Consider the following 19104-nt stretch of genomic DNA (forward strand, 5'->3'; position numbering starts at 1 on the left):
AGCGTTAGCGGCCACCACCAACATCAATAAAACCGGCTGTGGTATAGCTGGATTTTTCACTCACTAGCCACATAATGGCTTCGGCGACTTCTTCTGGTTGGCCGCCACGCTTTAGCGGCAGAGTTGGACCAAGACGGTCGACACGTCCAGCTTCGCCACCTTCGGCGTGCATTTGGGTATAAATGAGCCCTGGGCGGACTGCATTGACACGAATTCCCTCATTAGCCACTTCAAGGGCAAAGCCTTTGGTAAAGGTGTCGATGGCGCCCTTGCTGGCGGCATAATCCACGTACTCATTGGGCGAACCATATACCGCAGCAATAGACGACAGATTCACAATGGCTCCGCCCTGACCGCCAGTACTCTTTGCCATATGGGCAAAGGCTTGCTGGCAGCAGCTCATGGTGCCAAAGACATTGGTCTGAAAAATTTGCTGCCAGCGCTCAGGCGCGGTGTCTACGAAACGAGCTTGAGTATCTAAAATACCAGCACTGTTCACCAAGGCACTAACGGCGCCCCAGTTCTGACGGATGTGCTCAAACATCGCGGCCACTTGATCTGGCTGACTGACATCTGCTTGCAGACAATGCGCAAGCCCGCCACCTTGTTTGATGTCGTTGGCAAGCGCTTCTGCGGCGTTAGCATCATTACGGTAATTGATAATGACTCTATAACCTTGTTTCGCCGCTAATTTAGCGGTGGCAGCACCAATCCCACGGCTGGCTCCAGTGATCAAAATAATGGCTTGTTGCATGGCAACCTCGACTCAAATTAAACAAAGTATTGCGCGTGAATAATCATGCGAAATAAACACAATGATGCAAACACCATACAGATAATAATCTACTTTTGTATAGTGGCTTTTAGCGACAGCCAGCGCTGTTATTGAGTTAAGAATAGGCTTGTTAAGTCGTGGCTTAGCATGGAAGATTTTCGTTCAAACCTAGCGATGTGATAGACCGCACGTTATGATGCTCTTCATAGTAACGTCTGCGCGTTAAAATCATGTATAGGAGGCTGAGATGAGTTCACAAGACCGACACTTTATTCTAGGTTACGGTAGTCTGATCAATGGTGAAAGCCGTGCTAAAACAGGCGAAACAGGTGACGTTTGGCCAGTCAAATTACATGGTTTTGAGCGTCATTGGTCGGTAATGTCTGCTGACTATGGCATGAGTTCAGTCGCTGTCGTTGAAGCCGCAGAGCGAGCTTGTAATGGTGTGTTGGTGGAGGTATTTCATGACCAACTTCCACTCTTCGATGAGCGAGAACAAGGCTATCAGCGTTCTCAGATTCGTCCTGATCAGCTAACCACCTACCTAGACCACAAACTGCCAGCGGGAACCTATTGGGTTTATCATGCCCATGATGTGGTTGAACCAAACCAAGATTGCCCGATCGCGCTAAGCTATGTCGATGTCATCTTATCTGGCTGCTTAGAGCACGGCGACGACTTTGCGCAAGATTTCTTGGCGCTAACCAAAGGTTGGCAAGCGCCGTTGTTAAATGACAGACAACAACCTCGCTATCCGCGAGTGCAACCTGACTTATCCACAGAGCGTTTAAACATCTTGCTTGCGCCTGTATCTACCCTTTCTATTAAAGAGCTATCCGTCACTTATGAATCTTAATACCACGAGCCAGTTACTGGCGCGCAATGAAGAGTCTCTAACCGGCAAAATATTGTTTGCTAACCCAGAAGACACTTACCCTCTGGATCTGAGCAGAAAGGCTGATGTGTACGCGTGGAGCCAATCCAAAACCTTATTCGATGCGCTAAAGCAGGTTGGGTTTGCAGAAGAAAAATTGGTATTTGCAGAGCAATGGCCTGAGTCGACGGCCACTGATTTTGACCATGTTGTTATCTATCAGCCAAAAGCCAAAGAACTGTTGGATTATCTTATTGCGGCTGTGTTGCCTCTGGTCAAAATGGGCGGCAAAGTCTGGCTAGTGGGCGATAATAAAAGTGGCGTAAAGTCTTCCATGAAACGCCTAGAAAATGGCTTAGAAGACGTAGGCAAGGTAGAAGGCGCTAAACATTGCCTACTTTATCAAGGCTACAAACGTGAAGCATCTAACCCCTTCGTGTTTGAAAAATGGATTACCACTTGGCAACAAGAAGTGGCTGGCCAAACGCTTAATCTATGCAGCATTCCAGGTGTTTTTGGTCATGGTAAATTGGACAAGGGCACAGAATTGCTGCTTAACCAATTAGAGCAACATCGCTTTATGAGTGATATAGCACACGCTCGTTTGCTCGACTTTGGCTGTGGCGATGGCATTATCGCTTTGTGGTTGTTTAACAAGACCGGCGTGAACATCACGGCGTTAGACGACAGTGCTTTTGCACTAAAAGCCACGGAACTGACCTTTGCGGCGAACCAAGCTTCCCATGCCCTCACCTTGATCGCCTCTAACGGCTTAAAAGAAGTGAAAGGCCGCTTTAATTACGTGGTGACTAACCCACCGTTTCACTCTGGAATTAACACTGATTACAGCATTGCTGAGCAGTTTTTTATGACGGTAAAACAACACCTTACTTTGAATGGTGAGTTGTTTGTTGTGGCCAACGACTTCTTGCGCTACCCACCGATATTGGATGCGGCACTCGGTTCTCATACCCGTTTACAAAGAGACAAGGGCTACGCCATATATCATGGGCGACAGCCGAAGAAACGATAATAAAAAGGCGACTTAGGTCGCCTTTTTATGCGGTTTTTTTTGCATTCTTTTTTGCATTCTTTTTTGCATTCTTTTTGAAAGGCAGTAGTCTACACTTTAGGTATTTACATCATGCATTCCAACATAATATGAATAAATAACGGGAGCAGATTATGACTAAACAATTAGTATTAAGCTTTATTGGCGAAGACAAACCCGGTTTAGTAGAGCGTCTTTCAGAAACCGTGCGCGAGCATCATGGTAACTGGCTAGAGAGCCGCATGGCGCATTTGGCGGATAAATTCGCAGGCATTTTAACCCTGTCTGTGCCCGCCGAGCACGAAACCGACTTGGTGAATGCGCTACAGGCGTTTGACCGGTTGGGTCTAAAAGTCATGATAGAAACCGCCAATGTGTTGGCCACTCAAGGCGAGAACATCCACCTGTCTGTGGTGGGCAACGACAAGCCCGGCATAGTCAAAGAAGTTTCTCAGGTGCTCCATTCTTTAATGATCAATGTGAAAGAGCTTGAAACCTCTTGCGAACCCGCTCCAATGAGCTCAGAAATGCTCTTCAAAGCCGAAATGGTCTTGCGCATTCCTGAAGGGTTAGCACTGTCTGATCTTGAAGGGGCGCTGGAAAGCATAGGCAGTGATTTAATGATCGAGCTAGAAAGCGGCAATTAGCCAAGTAGTAAGCGCGCGCTGGATGGCCTCGCTGAGCGAGCCATTCCCCGAGCAAGGACAAAGGCCGTTATGCCTTTATCCCATCGTTGTAAGGAAAGAGTTTGAATTTACCACTCTGACCCTTTAATTAAGAAGTTAAACTTGGTAGTTTACCTTCTTAATTTTTAGAGTCCTTGCCCCATGCCCCAAGAAACGCATTCTCCTCTCGCCATGGATTTACACCAAACCTTGGTGCTGATTCATCGCAAGCTCAAAGAAAAATCTCAAGACACCAATTTAAGTTGGTCACAAAAGCACGTGTTGCGTTATTTATACCGTCATTCGGTATCCACTATTTCTGAATTGGCGGCGCTGGAAGGCGTTCGCACTCAGTCCATGGGCGCCACCGTACAATCATTAAAAGACGCGGGTTATGTCGTGGGCCAACCAGATCCTAAAGATGGCCGCAGAACATTGTTGTCGTTAACGGACGACTTTTTAAAAAAAGTCGAAGCAACGCTGCTGATAAAAGAAGAATGGCTACAAGAACGCATAACCGAGCGTCTCACGGAAGAAGAGATTCAGGCATTACAACAGGCGCTCCCAGCCTTGAACAAATTAGCCGCAGACGCCTAGGAGGCAATGATTGAGTAACACTTTTCGTTCATTAGCGAACCCCAATTATCGCCTTTGGTTTAGTGGTGCCGTGCCGTCAAACATCGGGACTTGGTTACAGCGCACCGCCCAAGATTGGATCGTGATTTCTGAGCTTTCTGATAAGAATGCCTCGGCCGTTGGCTTAGTGGTGTTTTTGCAGTTTGCACCACAAATCCTCTTATTGCCGATCACCGGCTTGACTGTCGATCGAGTCGATCGCCGTAAACTCTTATTCGTCACCCAATTTTTGATGTCTATGTTGGCGTTAATTCTGGGCTTTCTGGTGCTTAGCAATAACGTGGCGCTGTGGCAGGTGTGTGTCTGTGCCTTTGGTTTAGGCTGTGTGGCGGCATTTGACGCGCCAGCTCGCCACGCTTTTGTGGCCGATGTGGTCAGCGAATCAGAGCTTACCAATGCGGTGTCCTTGAATTCCTTGTCCTTTAATACCGCGCGCTTGGTTGGCCCTGCCATTGCCGGTTTGTTGCTGGCTTGGGTGGGGGCTGGTTGGGTATTTTTAATCAATGCGGTGTCGTTTATTCCGCTACTGACCGCGCTGCATGTGTTAAAAACTCGGATGCCAGTGCGCGAAGTCGACAATTCAGTGGAAAATAAAAAATCCACCGCCAATTTCTTAGACGGCTTTCGCTATATTGCCGATCATCCCGCGATGCGAATTCAGATCATCATGACCTTTTTAGTGTGCAGTCTGGGGATGAACTTTGCGGTGTATTTGTCTTCTATGACGGTGCATGTTTTCGAAGGCCATGCGGCTCAATACGGCATGCTTATTTCAATCATGGCGATTGGTTCCATTATGGGCGCCATGGTAACCGCGAACCGAAGTAAGCCGACTATGCTGTTTCTGACCTTGGCCGCCAGTGGGTTTGCCATCAGTAGTATGGCGGCGGCGTTGAGCCCGAACTTTATCAGTTTTGCGGTTGCTCTGGTGGCGCTGGGTTTGTGCTTACAAATGTTTATGACCTCCAGCAATACCTTGATTCAGCTGTCGACGGATCGCCGCTATCGAGGTCGAGTAATGGCGGTTGTCTTGGCAACGGCCATGGGCAGTACCGCGCTAGGTGGCCCTGTCGTTGGGGCCGTATCTGATTTACTCGGTGCACGTTGGGGGGTTGGTATTGGCGGTGTGCTTGGTTTTGCGGCCGCGGCATTGGGCTTTTGGTTTATGCGTAAACAAGGTCGAGAAAAAGCGAATACCAGCGTTTAACGGGCCTAACGAATAAGCTAGGTGCCATAGCGAAAAACGAAAAGCCGAGTAAGTGACTGAATGTGATCTTACTCGGCTTTTTAATGGCGTTTTAACTATCAGAAAGTGCTAACTTCCAGAAAGTGTTAACTCCCAGACAAGCGCGGGGTTTTATAGCGCTGTCATGAAGGTCCCTTCTGGTGTTACCGGAAGGTATTTTTTGTAGAAGTCTTTATAAGCGGCTTCCGGATTTAAGTCGCTGAACAGTTCTGGATAAAGCGCTTTGGCGTAGAATTGCACCATGGCGCCATCTAAGATGGTTCGGCATGCGCCATGATAAGCGGCAAACATGCGGTTGTTTTGCACGGCCGACAAACTCGACCAACCAACACGTTGTTTGAAGCCTGCTAGGCGAGCTTGAGCGACGCTTTCTTCAACGCCTTGCCCCATCAACATAGCATCATCACCGTTGCCTGTTTCATACCCTGTGATTACGATAACTTGAGGGTCAGAGGCAAGAATTTGCTCAGGGTTGAGTTTTCCCCACCATTCAACATAAGGGGCTGAGATATTGTCTCCGCCTGCCATAGTGGCAATCGCGCCCCACATATTTTTACCAAAGGTGTAGCCGATTTCATTCACGCCCGCCGCGCCAAATTCGGTATAGATTCTTGGTTTAGGCAAGTTGGCTTTGGCCAAACGCTCAGTAATCATGGTCATGTTTTTGGTGTAGTCATCGGCGATTTTAGCGGCGCGCTCTTGCTGCCCAGTAATCACCCCAATGATGTGTGTGCTTTTGACGTGGCGAGCCAAAGTCTGTGCGTTGTAATCCACCACTATGACTGGAATTCCCGCTTGTTCAAGACGATTCACATCCGCGCCTAGCCCTTTGAATTGCCAGTCTGCCAGCATAATAAGGTCTGGGTTCAGGCTGATGACTTTTTCAACCGAAAAGGTTTTAGTGTCAACTCGTCCAATGCCTGGAATGTCTGCCAAAGAAGGGCGATGTTTGGTGTACATTTCCCAGTTGGCAGAGCGTGCTTGCCAAATGTACTTCGACATACCAACCACCTTGTCATACGCCGCTTCTGTGCCTATGGCCATGTAATCTTCAGGGTAGAAGCCCACAATGACGCGTTGTGCTGGAGCGTTAAAGGTGACTTCGCGATCAAGAATATCGGTCACAGTCGTGGTTTGCGCAAAGCTAAATGACGCAAACATCAGTGCGACCAAGCTAACAATTTTGTGGATCATAAGAAGAGTTCCTGGTTAATTCGCGCCTGTAGTCGACACGATGAGTAGAAATCGTAATGAAAAGCTTGTGTGAATTTTACGTTCAACTACAATGCGCATGCAAATCATTATCATTATTTTTTGATTTATTTTTATATTCATCTGACAAAAGGCTTCGTTATGAAAAAGAAACTGTTCGCTGCGCTTGTGGGTGCTCTGTGTTACGCCATGAATGCCGTGGCCGCACCACAGGTCATCGAAGATGTACTTGGCCGTCAGGTGACTGTGGATGTGCCTGCAAAGCGCGTGGTGTTGGGATTTTATGCCGAGGACTACATGGCCATTGGTTCTGAAAAAGCCTTCGACCAGGTAGTAGGCTTGTCTCTGGATACTTGGAAAGGTTGGCGTCCAGCAAGCTGGTCTTTGTACACCCAGCATCGCCCCTCGTTGAAACAGATTCCGGATGTTGGCGAAGTCGAAGCACAGACCTTCTCCATCGAAAAAGTGCTAAGCCTAAACCCAAGTGTGGTGGTGTTAGCGGATTGGCAGTTTAAAGGCCTAGGTGCCGATGTAGACGTGCTAGAGAGCGCAGGAATTCCGGTTGTGGTCGTCGATTACAACGCACAGACCCTTGCTCGACATGTCAATAGTACTCTGATTATAGGCACATTAACTGGCGAAGACGCGCGCGCCCAAAAGATGGCCAAAGACTATGAAAATAGCATTACTTATTTGCAAAACACCATTGCGAAGGCTGGTTTGCCTAAGCCTCGTACCTATGTCGAATTCGGTAACAAAGGTCCTAACGAATATTCCTTTACCTACGGTAAGAACATGTGGGGCGCAATGATTTCTGCTGCAGGGGGTGATAATATTGCCGCGCCTTTTGTCGAGTGGTGGGGGCCAATAAATCCTGAGCAAGTACTGGCCTCTCGTCCTGAAGTCATCTTTATTGCGGGCACCGAATCCAGTAAGCAGCCGGACGCCATGTTGATTGGCCAAGGCATTGATCGCAAAGAGTCAGTGGAGCGCCTAACGGGCTTTACAACGCGCTCAGGTTGGGACTCTTTACCGGCAGTAGAAAACAAACGTGTCTTTGGTATTTATCAGGGCGCTTCACGAACGATTATGGACGGCAGTATGATGCAATACCTCGCGAAAGCCTTGTATCCTCAACTGTTTGCCGATCTGAAGCCTGAGCAAAATTACCTGAACTTTTATAAACAATATTTGCCTGTGATTCCACAAGGCACATTCGCTGTACAGATGACCGATTAATGATTAATTCCACCCTTGTCACCGACGCTGTTAATGCCCAGCGTCGTTCTGAAAAACGCCGTTGGTTTGTGATTAGTTGCCTCATGCTGGTGCTTCTACTTTCCTTTGTATTCGACATTGCCACCGGCCCTTCTATGTTGGGCATTGCGGACGTTGCCAATGCGCTCGCCAATATGTTGGGGCTGCCAGTAGAAGTGTCGCGCACCACCCAAGTTATTGTGACCAACCTGCGTTTGCCGATTGCCTTAATGGCAGTGATTGTTGGCGGCTCTTTAGGGGTTGGCGGGGCAGAAATGCAGACCTTATTGAACAACCCCATGGCAAGCCCATACACATTAGGCATGGCGGCTGCCGCGGGCTTTGGTGCGGCTTTGATGCTGTACTTAGGTTCCCTTGGTATGAACGCGCAAATCGCAGTGCCAATTGGCGCTTTTGTGTGTTGTATGTTGTCGGCCAGCTTACTATTTGGCCTCGCTATGATGCGCCATATTACCTCAGGCCAGCTGATTCTCGCGGGCATCGCCCTGCTCTTTTTGTTTCAATCCTTGTTGTCTCTTGTGCAGTTTGTGTCGTCGCCGGAGTTGAGCCAACAGATTCTATTTTGGTTGTTTGGTAGCTTAACCAAGGCAACCTGGTCGAACGTGGCGATCACCGCCGGAGTCACTCTGGTGTGTGTGCTGGTGTTGATGAAAGACGCATGGAAACTCACCGCGTTACGTTTAGGTGAAGAGCGCGCGAAAAGCTTGGGTGTAAACGTCACTCGGCTGCGTCTGAAAACCTTGATTATTGTGGCGATTATGACGGCAACGGCGACCAGTTTTGTGGGCATTATTGGCTTTATCGGTATCGTTGCCCCCAATATTGCTCGAATGTTAGTGGGCGAAGATCAACGCTATTTTTTACCCTTGTCCTTTCTTGTGGGGGCGTTTTTATTGTCCAGTGCGTCTGTGTTATCTAAAGCGATTGTGCCCGGTTCTTTGTTTCCCATCGGCATTGTGACAGCGATCATTGGCGTGCCGTTTTTCTTTTGGTTAATTATCGGGAAGAAACGCTAATTATGTTAGAAGTGAATAACTTACGCCTAGCGTTTGATGATCTTGTGCTCGCGGACGACATCAGCTTTCGCCTCGATTCAGGGCAAACACACGTTATTATTGGCCCCAATGGCACGGGCAAAAGTACCCTATTAAAAACCTTGTTTGGTGATTTGCAGCCACAACAAGGAGAGGTTCGTTTTGAGGGGGAATTATTAAATCGTAAACACCTAGGGGAATGGCGTCAGCGCTTTGGTTACATGCCCCAAGACATTCGTTTAGACGTTGGCTTGAGTGTGTTGGAAGTGGTCTTGCTCGGGCAGCTCGATGCCTTGTCTCTCAAATTGGGTAATCGTTTATTAGAGGCTGCTCTGGAGGCGTTAGATCAAATCGGTTTGTTGCATTTAGCGAATCGAGACGTGAGAACGCTCAGTGGCGGCCAGTGCCAAATGGTGTTGTTTGCTCAAGCCTTGATGCGTCAGCCTAAAATCTTGATGCTGGATGAACCGGTCAGTGCGCTAGACCTGCACTTTCAGCAAGTGTTGTTGGATCATTTAGACAAAAACACCAAGCAGCATGGTTGGGTGTCGATTATGATTTTGCACGATTTGAACTTAGCCGCTCAATACGCCGATAACTTATTGGTATTAAAAGAGGGGAAATTAGTGGCTCAAGGTGCGCCCAAAGACATTCTCACGCCAGAACTTGTGCATGAGGTTTACGGTGTGACAGCCGAAGTCATGATGGACAGTGCCGGTGTGCCATTTGTTCGCACTCAACGCCGAGGGCCTCACGCGCCACTCACATGATGATTAACAGGCTCGAACCGTTAGACCCGCTATTATGAAGCTACATCACTTTCTGACCGATTGGCGTCAGTTATCCGCCGCAAGCCGTGTCTTAGTCATTAATGGCTTCAGCTTTAATCTTGGCTTTTATATGCTGCTGCCGTATCTCGCGGATCACCTGCAGCGCGTGTTGGGATTAACCCCATGGTACGTTGGCTTGGTGATTGGTCTGCGCGTCTTAAGTCAGCAAGGGTTGTTTCTGATCGGCGGTACGCTTGGGGATTACCTTGGTTATAAACGGTTGATTCTGCTCGGGTGCTTGGTGCGAGTCGTTGGCTTTGTGTTATTAGGGGTCGCGCAAAGCTTGCCTTTGCTCTTGCTCGGGGCTTTTTTTACTGGGTTTGCTGGGGCCTTATTTACGCCTTCTAGTAATGCTTATTTAGCGTACGAAGCACCGGATCAGGTGCGCCGTGATCGTATTTTTGCGATGCAAAACTGGACCAGTGAAGCTGGCATGTTGCTCGGTCCGTTAGTGGGTATTTCGCTGGTGGCGGTGAGCTTTATGTGGGTTGGCTTAACCGCCGCTTTGCTGTTCTTCGGCTTGTTTCTGATTCAATGGCGTTTCCTACCTGTGCTGGCCGATCAGTCTAGGCCTTCACCTGCTCAGCCAGGCGTTTGGCGACAATGGAAAAGCATGTTTCGGAACCGTCCTTTCATGCAATTTATTCTCTTTGCTTGTGCCTTTCATTTGTTTTTTCATCAGTTGTATTTGTCGTTGCCGAGCGAAGTCGAAGCACGCGGGCTTGGCTCCTATGTGATCACCTGGGTGTTTATGACCACGTCTATTCTTGGTATTACGCTGCAAATGCCGATTAGTCGGTGGGTAGCGCAATCGATCGGCAGTGCTAAGGCGATGGGCTTAGGGTTGGCCTTAATGGGCGCTTCTTTCTTATGTTTTCTGGTCTCGTTCGATGAACTCCCTTGGTTAAACTTCATCGTTTATGGCGTGATGTTTAGTTTGGGCTCCATGCTGGTGCTGCCATTGCTTGGCTCCTTTGTGCCGCGCTTTTGTGATAAATCCGAGTTAGGTCGTTATTACGGCTTATATTCCTGTATCGGTGGCATTGCCGCGTTCGGAGGCAACTTTGGCATTGGTTGGCTGCTGTCGATCGAGACTATAGAACGTCAGTGGATCTGGGCCTGTTTGGCGATGATTGGAGTGTGTGCTGGGCTGGGGTTGTATCGCCAAGTACATCGACTGATAACCTCCTCTTAGTGGCATTTTTAGCGTTCTAATCCCTTTCTTTTCTGCCTTATTTTGTCAAAAAATCGCTTCTCAGATGGAAACTTGATGGAAAATGTATTTCTTTGGCGCAAATGATTCTTCAATAGTGCATAAAAGTACAGTTTTGTATTTTTAAATAAATTTTCAATCATAAAAGTATCAGTTTTTATGTAAAAGTGTATTTTTTGTCAAAATAGTATCGTAATTTTCGGTTTATTGTATTTGTTTACCGAAAGACTAATTTTTAAACTCCCTACCCTCAGAACGGTTGGTTTAGAAATGGTTTTCTCTGATGGACGCTTGCGAACTCGTTGTAAGCGCAAAAGGACGGTAGCAATAAGCTTATTTGACTATAGATAGGCCGCAACTTTTATCTAAGTTGTTGTAAAACATAGTCATTTTTTATTTTTGTTTCCCTCAAAATAATTCAACCTACGTTTTTCGAACGCTTGTCTGACTGATACATAGATAAGTCTGCTTTGTTTTGCCATTCACAGCGTAAGTGCCAAATCAGATCGAGGGCGATGTAGCACTATTTATCAATGAAAGACATGAAGTGAAAGCTTGTTCATTCCGGCTGCTGACTTCATGTCTTTTGCTAATCCATATTAAAAAAATAATGAGATAAGAGATGAATTTTGAAAAATTAGACAATGTCAGTGAAGAGCAGCTGCCGATCGCTAAGCACAAACAGCATGGTTGGAAGCACTTCTTAGGTCTGTATGCCGGAGAGCATGTAGCGGCAACGGAATTTGTTATCGGCGCGACCTTTGTTGCGTTGGGTGCAAAGACCATGGACATCCTTCTAGGTCTCTTGATCGGTAATATTCTTGCCATTTTAAGCTGGACGTTAATCACAGCGCCGATCGCCACTCAAACCCGTTTAAGTCTTTATACCTACCTAGAAAAAGTCGCTGGTAAGTCCATGACCAAGCTCTATAACTGGGCAAACGTCATTATATTTACCGTCATATCCGCGGCGATGATTACCGTGTCGAGTACCGCCGTCAGGTATTTGTTTAACATTCCTGCTCAGCTGAACTGGTACCCAACCAACTCTTGGTTTGTGCTGGTGGTGTTGGCCGTGGGCGCTGTCGTGGTGTTTGTTGCCATGTACGGTTTTAAAGCGGTGTCAGAGTTTTCTGGTATCTGTGGGCCTTGGTTATTTGTGATGTTTGGTTCTGGCGCCTTGGTGATCATGCCTGCGTTATCTGAATCGGTATTAGGCACCACGACACTGCACAGCTTTAAAGACTTTATTACCATTGGCGATCAGTCTATCTGGACGGGTGTAAACGCGTACGGAAAACCGGGCATTGGTCTTCTTGAGGTGATTGGCTTTGCATGGGCTGCGAACACAATTACGCACTTTGGTTTGATCGATATGGCCTTGTTCCGCTATGCGAAAAAGCCAATTTACGGTCTAGCAACCAGCTCAGGTATGCTGTTTGGTCACTTTATCGCTTGGGTCTCTGCCGGCATCATGGGAGCGGGTACTGCGGTACTGGTTAAGAAAAGCATCATTGCTTTAGATCCAGGTGATGTGGCGTTTCAAGCGTTGGGCCTTTCTGGTTTTGTGATTGTTATCGTCGCAGGTTGGACCACAGCAAACGCCAACTTATACCGTGCCGGTCTTGCTGCTCAGGCGATCTTTACGCGTTATTCCAGACGTCAAACCACGCTTGCTGTTGGCTTGATCACCATGGTTGTGGCCTGTTTCCCATTTGTGTTCAGTAAAATGCTGCCGTTGCTTACCTACGCAGGTTTGTTGGTGGTGCCGGTCGGTGCAATCGTTTTCTCTGAGCACGTTTTGTTCCCGAAAATCGGCTTTAGCCGTTACTGGGTAAGCTACCAAAAATTAACCCATAGCACCCCAGCGGTTGCGTCATGGGGTATTGGTCTGGCGTTTGGTTTTGGCTTAAACGCGCTGAACATCATGTCTTTCTACTACTTATTCTTACCGACTTGGGTGGTGACCATCATTGTCTACACCCTACTCGCTCAGCGTTATGGCGCGAGTAAAGAGTACCCAGAAGAAATGGCAGAAATGGCGTCCCACGACAAGCTGGTTGAGGCGTATCACGAAGAACAAGCTCGTGTGGCAATGCCTATTGTTGAAGACACCTCTTTGCTTTCTAAAGCGCTGAAAAGCATCGCGTGGATTAGCTTGATTGTGACACTGGCCTTGGCCTCTATCACCATGTTCGCGAGTGAAAATATGGCGCACTACTTAGAGAATCGTGAGACGTTTTATACCTATGGTTTTGTCTGCACCATTCTTTATTTTACGGCTGCTTATTGGGCGCTAAAACGCCGAAAAGCGCTTCAAGCATAACTAATACTGCGAGATTCACTAATGAAAACAATACAATTGAACCAAGGCAACCTACAACATTTGCCTGAATCGTTTGCGTTACCTACCTACGACCGTAGCAAGGTAAAAGCGGGAATCGTGCATATTGGTATCGGTGGTTTCCACCGCTCGCATGAAGCCTTTTACACAGATGAATTATTAGCATCAACTGGCTCAACTGAATGGGGCATTTGCGGTGTTGGCTTGCGCGAAGCCGACCGTAAAATTGGCGATATTCTTAAGCAGCAAGACTATCTTTACACGCTGATCGTGAAGCACCCAGACGGCAAAGTAGAGAATCGTGTTATTGGTTCGATTGTGGATTTCATGCTGGGCTGTGATGATGCGGTCGCGGTAACAGATAAAATGGCCAGCGCAGAGACCAAAATTGTCTCTTTGACCATTACCGAAGGGGGTTATAACTTTAACCCAGCGACCAATGAGTTCGATTTTAGCAACCCAGATGTGCAGCACGATTTAGCCAACCCACAAAACCCTAAAATGGTGTTTGGCTTTCTGACTGAAGCCTTGAGAAAGCGCTGTGAAGCGGGCTTGCCTGCCTTCACTATTCAGTCTTGTGACAACATCCAGCACAACGGCAACATGACTCGTAAAATGCTATTGGCCTTTGCTGAACAGCAAGATGCTGAGTTAGCCGCTTGGATTGCAGAAGAAGTACGCTTCCCAAATGCGATGGTAGACCGTATCACGCCAGTGACAACGCCTGCCGATATTGCCAACCTACAAGCATCCGGTGTGGACGACGCCTGGCCTGTCGTCTGTGAGCCGTTCTCACAGTGGGTAATCGAAGACACTTTCTCTAATGGTCGCCCTGCATGGGAAAACGTCGGCGCTCAGTTTGTGCCAGATGTAACGCCTTACGAAACCATGAAGATTCGCCTGCTTAACGCTGGTCATTCTGTCTTGGGCTTGTTGGGCTCTATCCACGGTCATCAAACGATTGATGGTTGTGTGGCAGATCCATTGTTTGCGACTTACCTACGCCGTTTTATGGACGTAGAAGCGACGCCAGTATTAGCACCGGTTGAAGGCATTAATCTGGAAGATTACAAAAGTTCTTTGATTGAGCGTTTCGGTAACCCGAACGTGAAAGACAACTTGGCGCGTATCTGTCTAGAAAGCTCTTCTAAACTGCCTAAATTCTTGATCCCTACGATCACAGAAAACATGGCGAAAGGTGGCAGCATTCAATTCGCTGCGCTTGTGATCGCCGCGTGGTGTTACTACTCAGACAAAGGCGTTAACAAAGAAGGCGTTGCGCTGGACATTGTTGATGACATGAAAGCTGAGTTACACACTGCAGCAGCAGGCTCTCAGGACGATAAATTGTCCTTCCTTAAGCTGACCGCTGTGTTTGGTGATCTTGCTCAAAATGCCGTCTTTACGGATGTCTATGTGGCCATGTTAGACGCGCTTTACGCGAACCCTAATATTGCTGAGCAAATGCAAAACATGCTTGAAAAAGAAGCTCTAGTCGCTTAATAGCGCCATTCTTAGCGGGTGAATAACCTGCGATAAAACCGATCTCCGGCTTAGCCAGAGATCGGTTTTTTTGTTCTATTTGTTCATAAATATCAATGGATTAGGGTTTTTCTTCGATGAATTTAAAACAACGAGAAAAGTGGTGTAAACGGGAGCGCTAATAAATTTTTTCGTGAAGGTGAAAAACCACAGTGAAAATAAGGGTATAATGCGCGAAATTTTACAGCCAACGTCCGAGGTAGTGACAACAATGAGTCTTCCTAATTGCCCTAAATGTAACTCAACTTATGTGTACGAAGATCAAGCTATGCTGATCTGCCCTGAGTGTGCGCACGAGTGGAACCCGAACGAAGTGGAAGTAGACGAAGATGCATTGATCATCAAAGACATGAGTGGCAAATTGTTGCAAGAAGGCGACAAGGTGACCTTGGCGAAAGACCTAAAAGTAAAAGGTTCTTCACAAGTTCTTAAAATCGGCACCAAAGCGACCATCAAACGTCTAGTAGACGGCGACCACGACATCGACTGTAAAGTAGATGGCGCAGGCGACATGATGCTGAAATCTCAATTCGTCAAAAAAGTCTCAGCTTAAATTCGTACATCTGACTTGCTCAGATAACGAACCAAAAAAAGGGCGTTTGCCGCTGACCTCATCAGCGCAAATGCTCTTTTTTCTGCCCGCAGACAGCTCGAACGGTCCCTTCCTTTTCTTCAAGAGAAAAACTAGGATGGGGTTGTTGGTTTGGTCTGATGGATTCCATTCTAATGCTTTGTTTTCCCGACTTTTATTCCGCTCTGCTGAGCGTGTAACTTTTTTCAATTGATGCAAAACTTTACTTTAAAAGAAAAGCAAAAAATCTCTTTAAGACCTTTAGCGTATGATTTGCGTGGCATATTAAAACGCCTGTACGTCGATCATTTAAGGAAGGTGTTTAGAAGCTTAATTAGCTTGGAAGTAAAGCGTCAAACATTGCCTCGGAAACCTCATCAAGTCGCGCAACTTCGTTGCATCGAATGGCTTTAATATCTCATTGATTCGTAAGGCATTACGACAAAATGGATCTGACCCCTTTTAGGCTTTTTCTCACGATGAACCTTGCCTCAAGAACGACATACCCATGTAGCGTTTGATGTCACCCAACACATTATCCCCAGCACATTTGAATACGCGCTTTTTAACTATCTGCGATAGTTTTTCGTTTTGCCGTACTCCGCTGCTTTTTGTGCCTGTTTTTCTCGCATGCGTTCAGCGTCTTCTAGGCTCAATTCAGCGGGTTCGCGAGGAGTCTGGCCTTCAGGGATAACTCGGTATCTAGGAGAGATGGCAAACTGCTCAGATGACACACGAGGCAGGTTTTTAAACTGATACAGGTAGAAGTTTTCAACTTTCTCTCGCGCCCAGTCGCTCTTCTTGAGAAATTTCACACTGGATTCGATACTCGGGTTCGTTTTGAAGCAATTGATGTTCAGGTAGGCGTAGAGAAGATCAAAGCCATAATGATCGACTATTTGAGTCAACAAGTCTTGTAAACCCAGACCGTGTAGTGGGTTGCTTTCGTAATTTATCTCATCATTCATAGTCGCGTCCGGAAAAAGTATAAAAATCTAATGGGGGTTATTATGGCAGGAAGCACCCAAAACAGGCATCTATATAAGCTGATAAAGACAATATTTTCGTTTTTTGGGTGTTACACAGTTGGCTCCAATATCCCTACCTCTGCCGTTCGCTTCTTTTCTGTGACTGTCTCTTAATACGATGATGTCTTGATCACTATTCACTTATTATCTGTCTACAAGCGACATAAATCCGTATCGAAAATACATTTGAGCTGTAATTAAATTGGCGTTTAATAAAAAACTGTGTCATCTTCTCGCCACACATGTAACGGAGAAAGGATTTCATGAAAAAAGTAACAGCCTCTTTATTACTCGCTTTACCATTGATGAGCTCGGTAACCTTAGCCGCGCCTGATGATGGCTTCTGTCAGCCAAAAGAATACCAAATGGCGCTGCGTTACCAGCAACAGTCGGCTGAAGTAATGGCGTTGCAATTGCAAGCGTATCAGTTTGCGACACAGCGTATCGTTCAGATTCTTGCTAATCACCAATCTGATAAAAAACCTGCTGTGGTATTGGACCTTGATGAAACGGTAATAGATAACAGCCCATTATTGGTTCGTGATGTAAGTAATTGCCACGATTACACCTCGTGGGATACATGGAGTGATTGGGAGAAAAAAGGGCACCCAACTTTGATTCCTGGTGCGAAAGATTTTGTCGATTTTGTTGATCAGCGTGGCGTTAAAATCTTTTATATTTCCGACCGTTTCCAAGAGAATAAAGCGGCAACCCTTAAGACACTGAAGCAGTTAGATTTACCACAAGTCAGTGCGGATAACGTTTTGCTTTACACAGAAGCAAAAGAAGCGCGCCGTGAATCGGTTCGTCAACAAAACTACGATATTGTGATGTTGGTGGGCGACAGTTTGGCGGATTTTGCGTCTGAGTTTAAAAACAAAAAATCCACCGATTACCAGCGCGATCTTGTTAAACAGCAAGCGCCGCATTTTGGTAATGACTGGATTGTGTTGCCAAACGCATCGTATGGCTCTTGGTCTAAAGCCAAGCTAAAAACATGGAATGAAAAAGCGTCTAAATAACGCCGCGTCATATCTTGGTATTGCTGCTAAGGTGACACAAAAAAGCCGATCTTGTTTTCACAAGATCGGCTTTTTATGGGCTGGGGTTTGATTAGTTACGAATCAAGTAATCAAACGCGCCAAGCGCTGCGGTTGCACCGCCACCCATTGAGATGATGATTTGCTTGTACGGTGTCGTTGTTACGTCACCGGCAGCAAACACACCAGGGATGGACGTTTGACCGTGCTGATCGATGATGATCTCGCCGCGGTTGCTTAGCTCTAGCGTGTCTTTTAAGAACTCGCTGTTTGGTACTAGACCAATTTGAACGAAGATGCCCGCTACTTCGACAAGGTGTGACTCATCGGTGGTACGGTCTGTGTATTTCAGGCCGATAACGCGTTGTCCGTCGCCAAGTACTTCAGTGGTCATGGCATTTTTAATGATGGTGACGTTCGGTAATGAGTTGGCTTTTTTCACCAAAACATCGTCGGCACGAAGCGTGTCGCCAAACTCAAGAACAGTAACGTGTTCGACTAAGCCTGCAAGGTCAATCGCTGCTTCAATACCTGAGTTACCACCACCGATAACCGCTGTTTTCTTACCTTTGAACAATGGGCCGTCACAGTGTGGGCAGTAGGCGACGCCTTTACCACGGTACTCTTGTTCGCCCGGTACGTTCATTTCTCTCCAGCGTGCGCCGGTTGCCAAGATAAGGGTTTTACTTTTTAGCAATGCGCCGTTTTCGAGTTCGATTTCAACGAATTCTTTTTTCTCTAGACGAACCGCTTTTTGCGTTTTCATCAGGTCAACATCGTAATCAAGAACGTGTTGCTCAAGGCCTGCGACCAATTTAGGGCCGTCTGTGGCTTTTACAGAGATGAAGTTCTCAATCGCCATGGTGTCAGCAACTTGGCCACCAAAACGCTCTGCAACAACACCAGTACGTATGCCTTTACGTGCTGCGTAGATCGCTGCGGCTGCGCCTGCAGGACCACCACCAACAACAAGTACGTCGTATGGGTCTTTTTCAGATAACGCTGCCGCTTGTTTTTTCGCTGCGCCGGTGTCTACTTTGTTTAGAATCTCGTCCAATGTCATACGACCTTGTTCGAATAATTCACCGTTTAGGTAAACGGATGGTACAGCCATGATTTCGCGTTTTTCCACTTCGTCTTGGAATAACGCACCGTCGATCATGGTTGCGGTAATATTTGGGTTTAGAACCGCCATTAAGTTAACGGCTTGCACAACGTCTGGACAGTTGTGGCAAGAGAGGGAGATGTACACCTCAAAGTTCAATTCTGTGTCCAAGGACTTAATTTGTTCTAGGGTCGCTGGCGCCGCTTTAGATGGGTGGCCGCCGGCTTGCAATAGAGCCAATACCAATGAGGTAAATTCGTGGCCCATTGGGATACCTGCAAAACGCACGCGAGGTGCTTGCCCTTGAGGTGCAATCGCCATTTGAGGCGCACGACCTGTTGGGTTTTCGTCTACAGATAAAGTAATTTTGTCGCTTTTAAGCGCCGTGATTTCACGTGCTAAGCCTAGTAGTTCTTCTGCTTTTTCAGTTCCATTCGTAGACACAGTAATTTCAATCGGATTAACGATATTTTGTAGGTATGTGCCCAACTGTTGTTTGATGTTTGCTTCTAACATAATGTTTAACCCGTTAAGACTGAGGGATTACTGTAAATTTCGGGTGCAAGAATCCATACCAAGCCAATAAACGACTTGAAATCTGCATTCCGAAAATAATGTATATAAAAGAATAAAAGGGGTCAGATCCCTTAAGGAGATCTG

The 19104-nt window shown here is 46.9% G+C and carries 17 protein-coding genes; 13 read left to right on the forward strand and 4 right to left on the reverse strand.

All coding sequences use genetic code 11. The features are described 5' to 3' along the window. Positions 1–4: 4 nt before the first annotated feature. A complete protein-coding gene (locus E0D71_RS05450) occupies positions 5–754 on the reverse strand; it encodes an SDR family oxidoreductase (protein WP_133002308.1) in 750 nt (249 codons plus the stop codon). A 268-nt stretch (positions 755–1022) separates the two neighbouring features. Between E0D71_RS05450 and E0D71_RS05455 the strand changes: the two genes are divergently transcribed. From E0D71_RS05455 to E0D71_RS05475, 5 genes are all read left to right on the forward strand, one after another. Beyond that, positions 1023–1631, forward strand: a complete 609-nt coding sequence (locus E0D71_RS05455) for a gamma-glutamylcyclotransferase family protein (RefSeq protein ID WP_133002309.1) — start codon at positions 1023–1025, stop codon at positions 1629–1631. Further along, positions 1621–2682 (forward strand): class I SAM-dependent methyltransferase, encoded by a 1062-nt coding sequence (locus E0D71_RS05460; RefSeq protein WP_133002310.1) that lies wholly within the window; start codon positions 1621–1623, stop codon positions 2680–2682. The genes E0D71_RS05455 and E0D71_RS05460 overlap by 11 nt, the downstream gene beginning before the upstream one ends. A gap of 152 nt (positions 2683–2834) precedes the next feature. Next, positions 2835–3347 carry an ACT domain-containing protein gene (locus E0D71_RS05465; RefSeq protein WP_133002311.1) on the forward strand — a complete coding sequence of 171 codons (513 nt, stop codon included), beginning with the start codon at positions 2835–2837 and terminating at the stop codon, positions 3345–3347. 180 nt (positions 3348–3527) lie between these two features. Beyond that, positions 3528–3962, forward strand: coding sequence for a MarR family transcriptional regulator (locus E0D71_RS05470; RefSeq protein ID WP_133002312.1), 435 nt, complete (start codon positions 3528–3530; stop codon positions 3960–3962). Between the two features lie 10 nt (positions 3963–3972). Further along, positions 3973–5208 (forward strand): MFS transporter, encoded by a 1236-nt coding sequence (locus tag E0D71_RS05475; protein ID WP_133002313.1) that lies wholly within the window; start codon positions 3973–3975, stop codon positions 5206–5208. Positions 5209–5358: 150 nt separating this feature from the next. Here the strand turns inward: E0D71_RS05475 and E0D71_RS05480 are convergent, their stop codons facing one another. Then, entirely contained in the window at positions 5359–6441 is a 1083-nt protein-coding gene (locus tag E0D71_RS05480) for an ABC transporter substrate-binding protein (protein WP_133002314.1), read from the reverse strand. A 159-nt stretch (positions 6442–6600) separates the two neighbouring features. Between E0D71_RS05480 and E0D71_RS05485 the strand changes: the two genes are divergently transcribed. From E0D71_RS05485 to E0D71_RS05515, 7 genes are all read left to right on the forward strand, one after another. Next, entirely contained in the window at positions 6601–7698 is a 1098-nt protein-coding gene (locus E0D71_RS05485) for an ABC transporter substrate-binding protein (RefSeq protein ID WP_133002315.1), read from the forward strand. Continuing rightward, positions 7698–8753 carry an iron ABC transporter permease gene (locus tag E0D71_RS05490; protein WP_207923334.1) on the forward strand — a complete coding sequence of 352 codons (1056 nt, stop codon included), beginning with the start codon at positions 7698–7700 and terminating at the stop codon, positions 8751–8753. The genes E0D71_RS05485 and E0D71_RS05490 overlap by 1 nt, the downstream gene beginning before the upstream one ends. Before the next feature lie 2 nt (positions 8754–8755). After that, positions 8756–9541, forward strand: coding sequence for an ABC transporter ATP-binding protein (locus E0D71_RS05495; RefSeq protein ID WP_133002316.1), 786 nt, complete (start codon positions 8756–8758; stop codon positions 9539–9541). Positions 9542–9575: 34 nt separating this feature from the next. Beyond that, a complete protein-coding gene (locus E0D71_RS05500; RefSeq protein ID WP_133002317.1) occupies positions 9576–10796 on the forward strand; it encodes an MFS transporter in 1221 nt (406 codons plus the stop codon). Between the two features lie 640 nt (positions 10797–11436). Further along, positions 11437–13140, forward strand: a complete 1704-nt coding sequence (locus tag E0D71_RS05505) for a hypothetical protein (protein WP_133002318.1) — start codon at positions 11437–11439, stop codon at positions 13138–13140. A 21-nt stretch (positions 13141–13161) separates the two neighbouring features. Continuing rightward, positions 13162–14661, forward strand: coding sequence for a mannitol dehydrogenase family protein (locus E0D71_RS05510; protein WP_133002319.1), 1500 nt, complete (start codon positions 13162–13164; stop codon positions 14659–14661). A gap of 250 nt (positions 14662–14911) precedes the next feature. Next, entirely contained in the window at positions 14912–15253 is a 342-nt protein-coding gene (locus tag E0D71_RS05515) for a zinc ribbon domain-containing protein YjdM (protein ID WP_133002320.1), read from the forward strand. Between the two features lie 587 nt (positions 15254–15840). Here the strand turns inward: E0D71_RS05515 and E0D71_RS05520 are convergent. After that, positions 15841–16239, reverse strand: coding sequence for a VF530 family DNA-binding protein (locus E0D71_RS05520; RefSeq protein WP_133002321.1), 399 nt, complete (start codon positions 16237–16239; stop codon positions 15841–15843). 323 nt (positions 16240–16562) lie between these two features. Between E0D71_RS05520 and E0D71_RS05525 the strand changes: the two genes are divergently transcribed. Beyond that, positions 16563–17321, forward strand: a complete 759-nt coding sequence (locus tag E0D71_RS05525) for a 5'-nucleotidase, lipoprotein e(P4) family (RefSeq protein ID WP_133002322.1) — start codon at positions 16563–16565, stop codon at positions 17319–17321. 91 nt (positions 17322–17412) lie between these two features. On the opposite strand, the gene ahpF is transcribed toward E0D71_RS05525, so the two are convergent. After that, entirely contained in the window at positions 17413–18960 is a 1548-nt protein-coding gene (gene ahpF, locus E0D71_RS05530; protein WP_133002323.1) for an alkyl hydroperoxide reductase subunit F, read from the reverse strand. Positions 18961–19104 lie beyond the last annotated feature (144 nt).

The organism is Marinomonas sp. KMM3893, assembly GCF_004352855.1.
Classification (GTDB): Bacteria; Pseudomonadota; Gammaproteobacteria; order Pseudomonadales; family Marinomonadaceae; genus Marinomonas; species Marinomonas arenicola.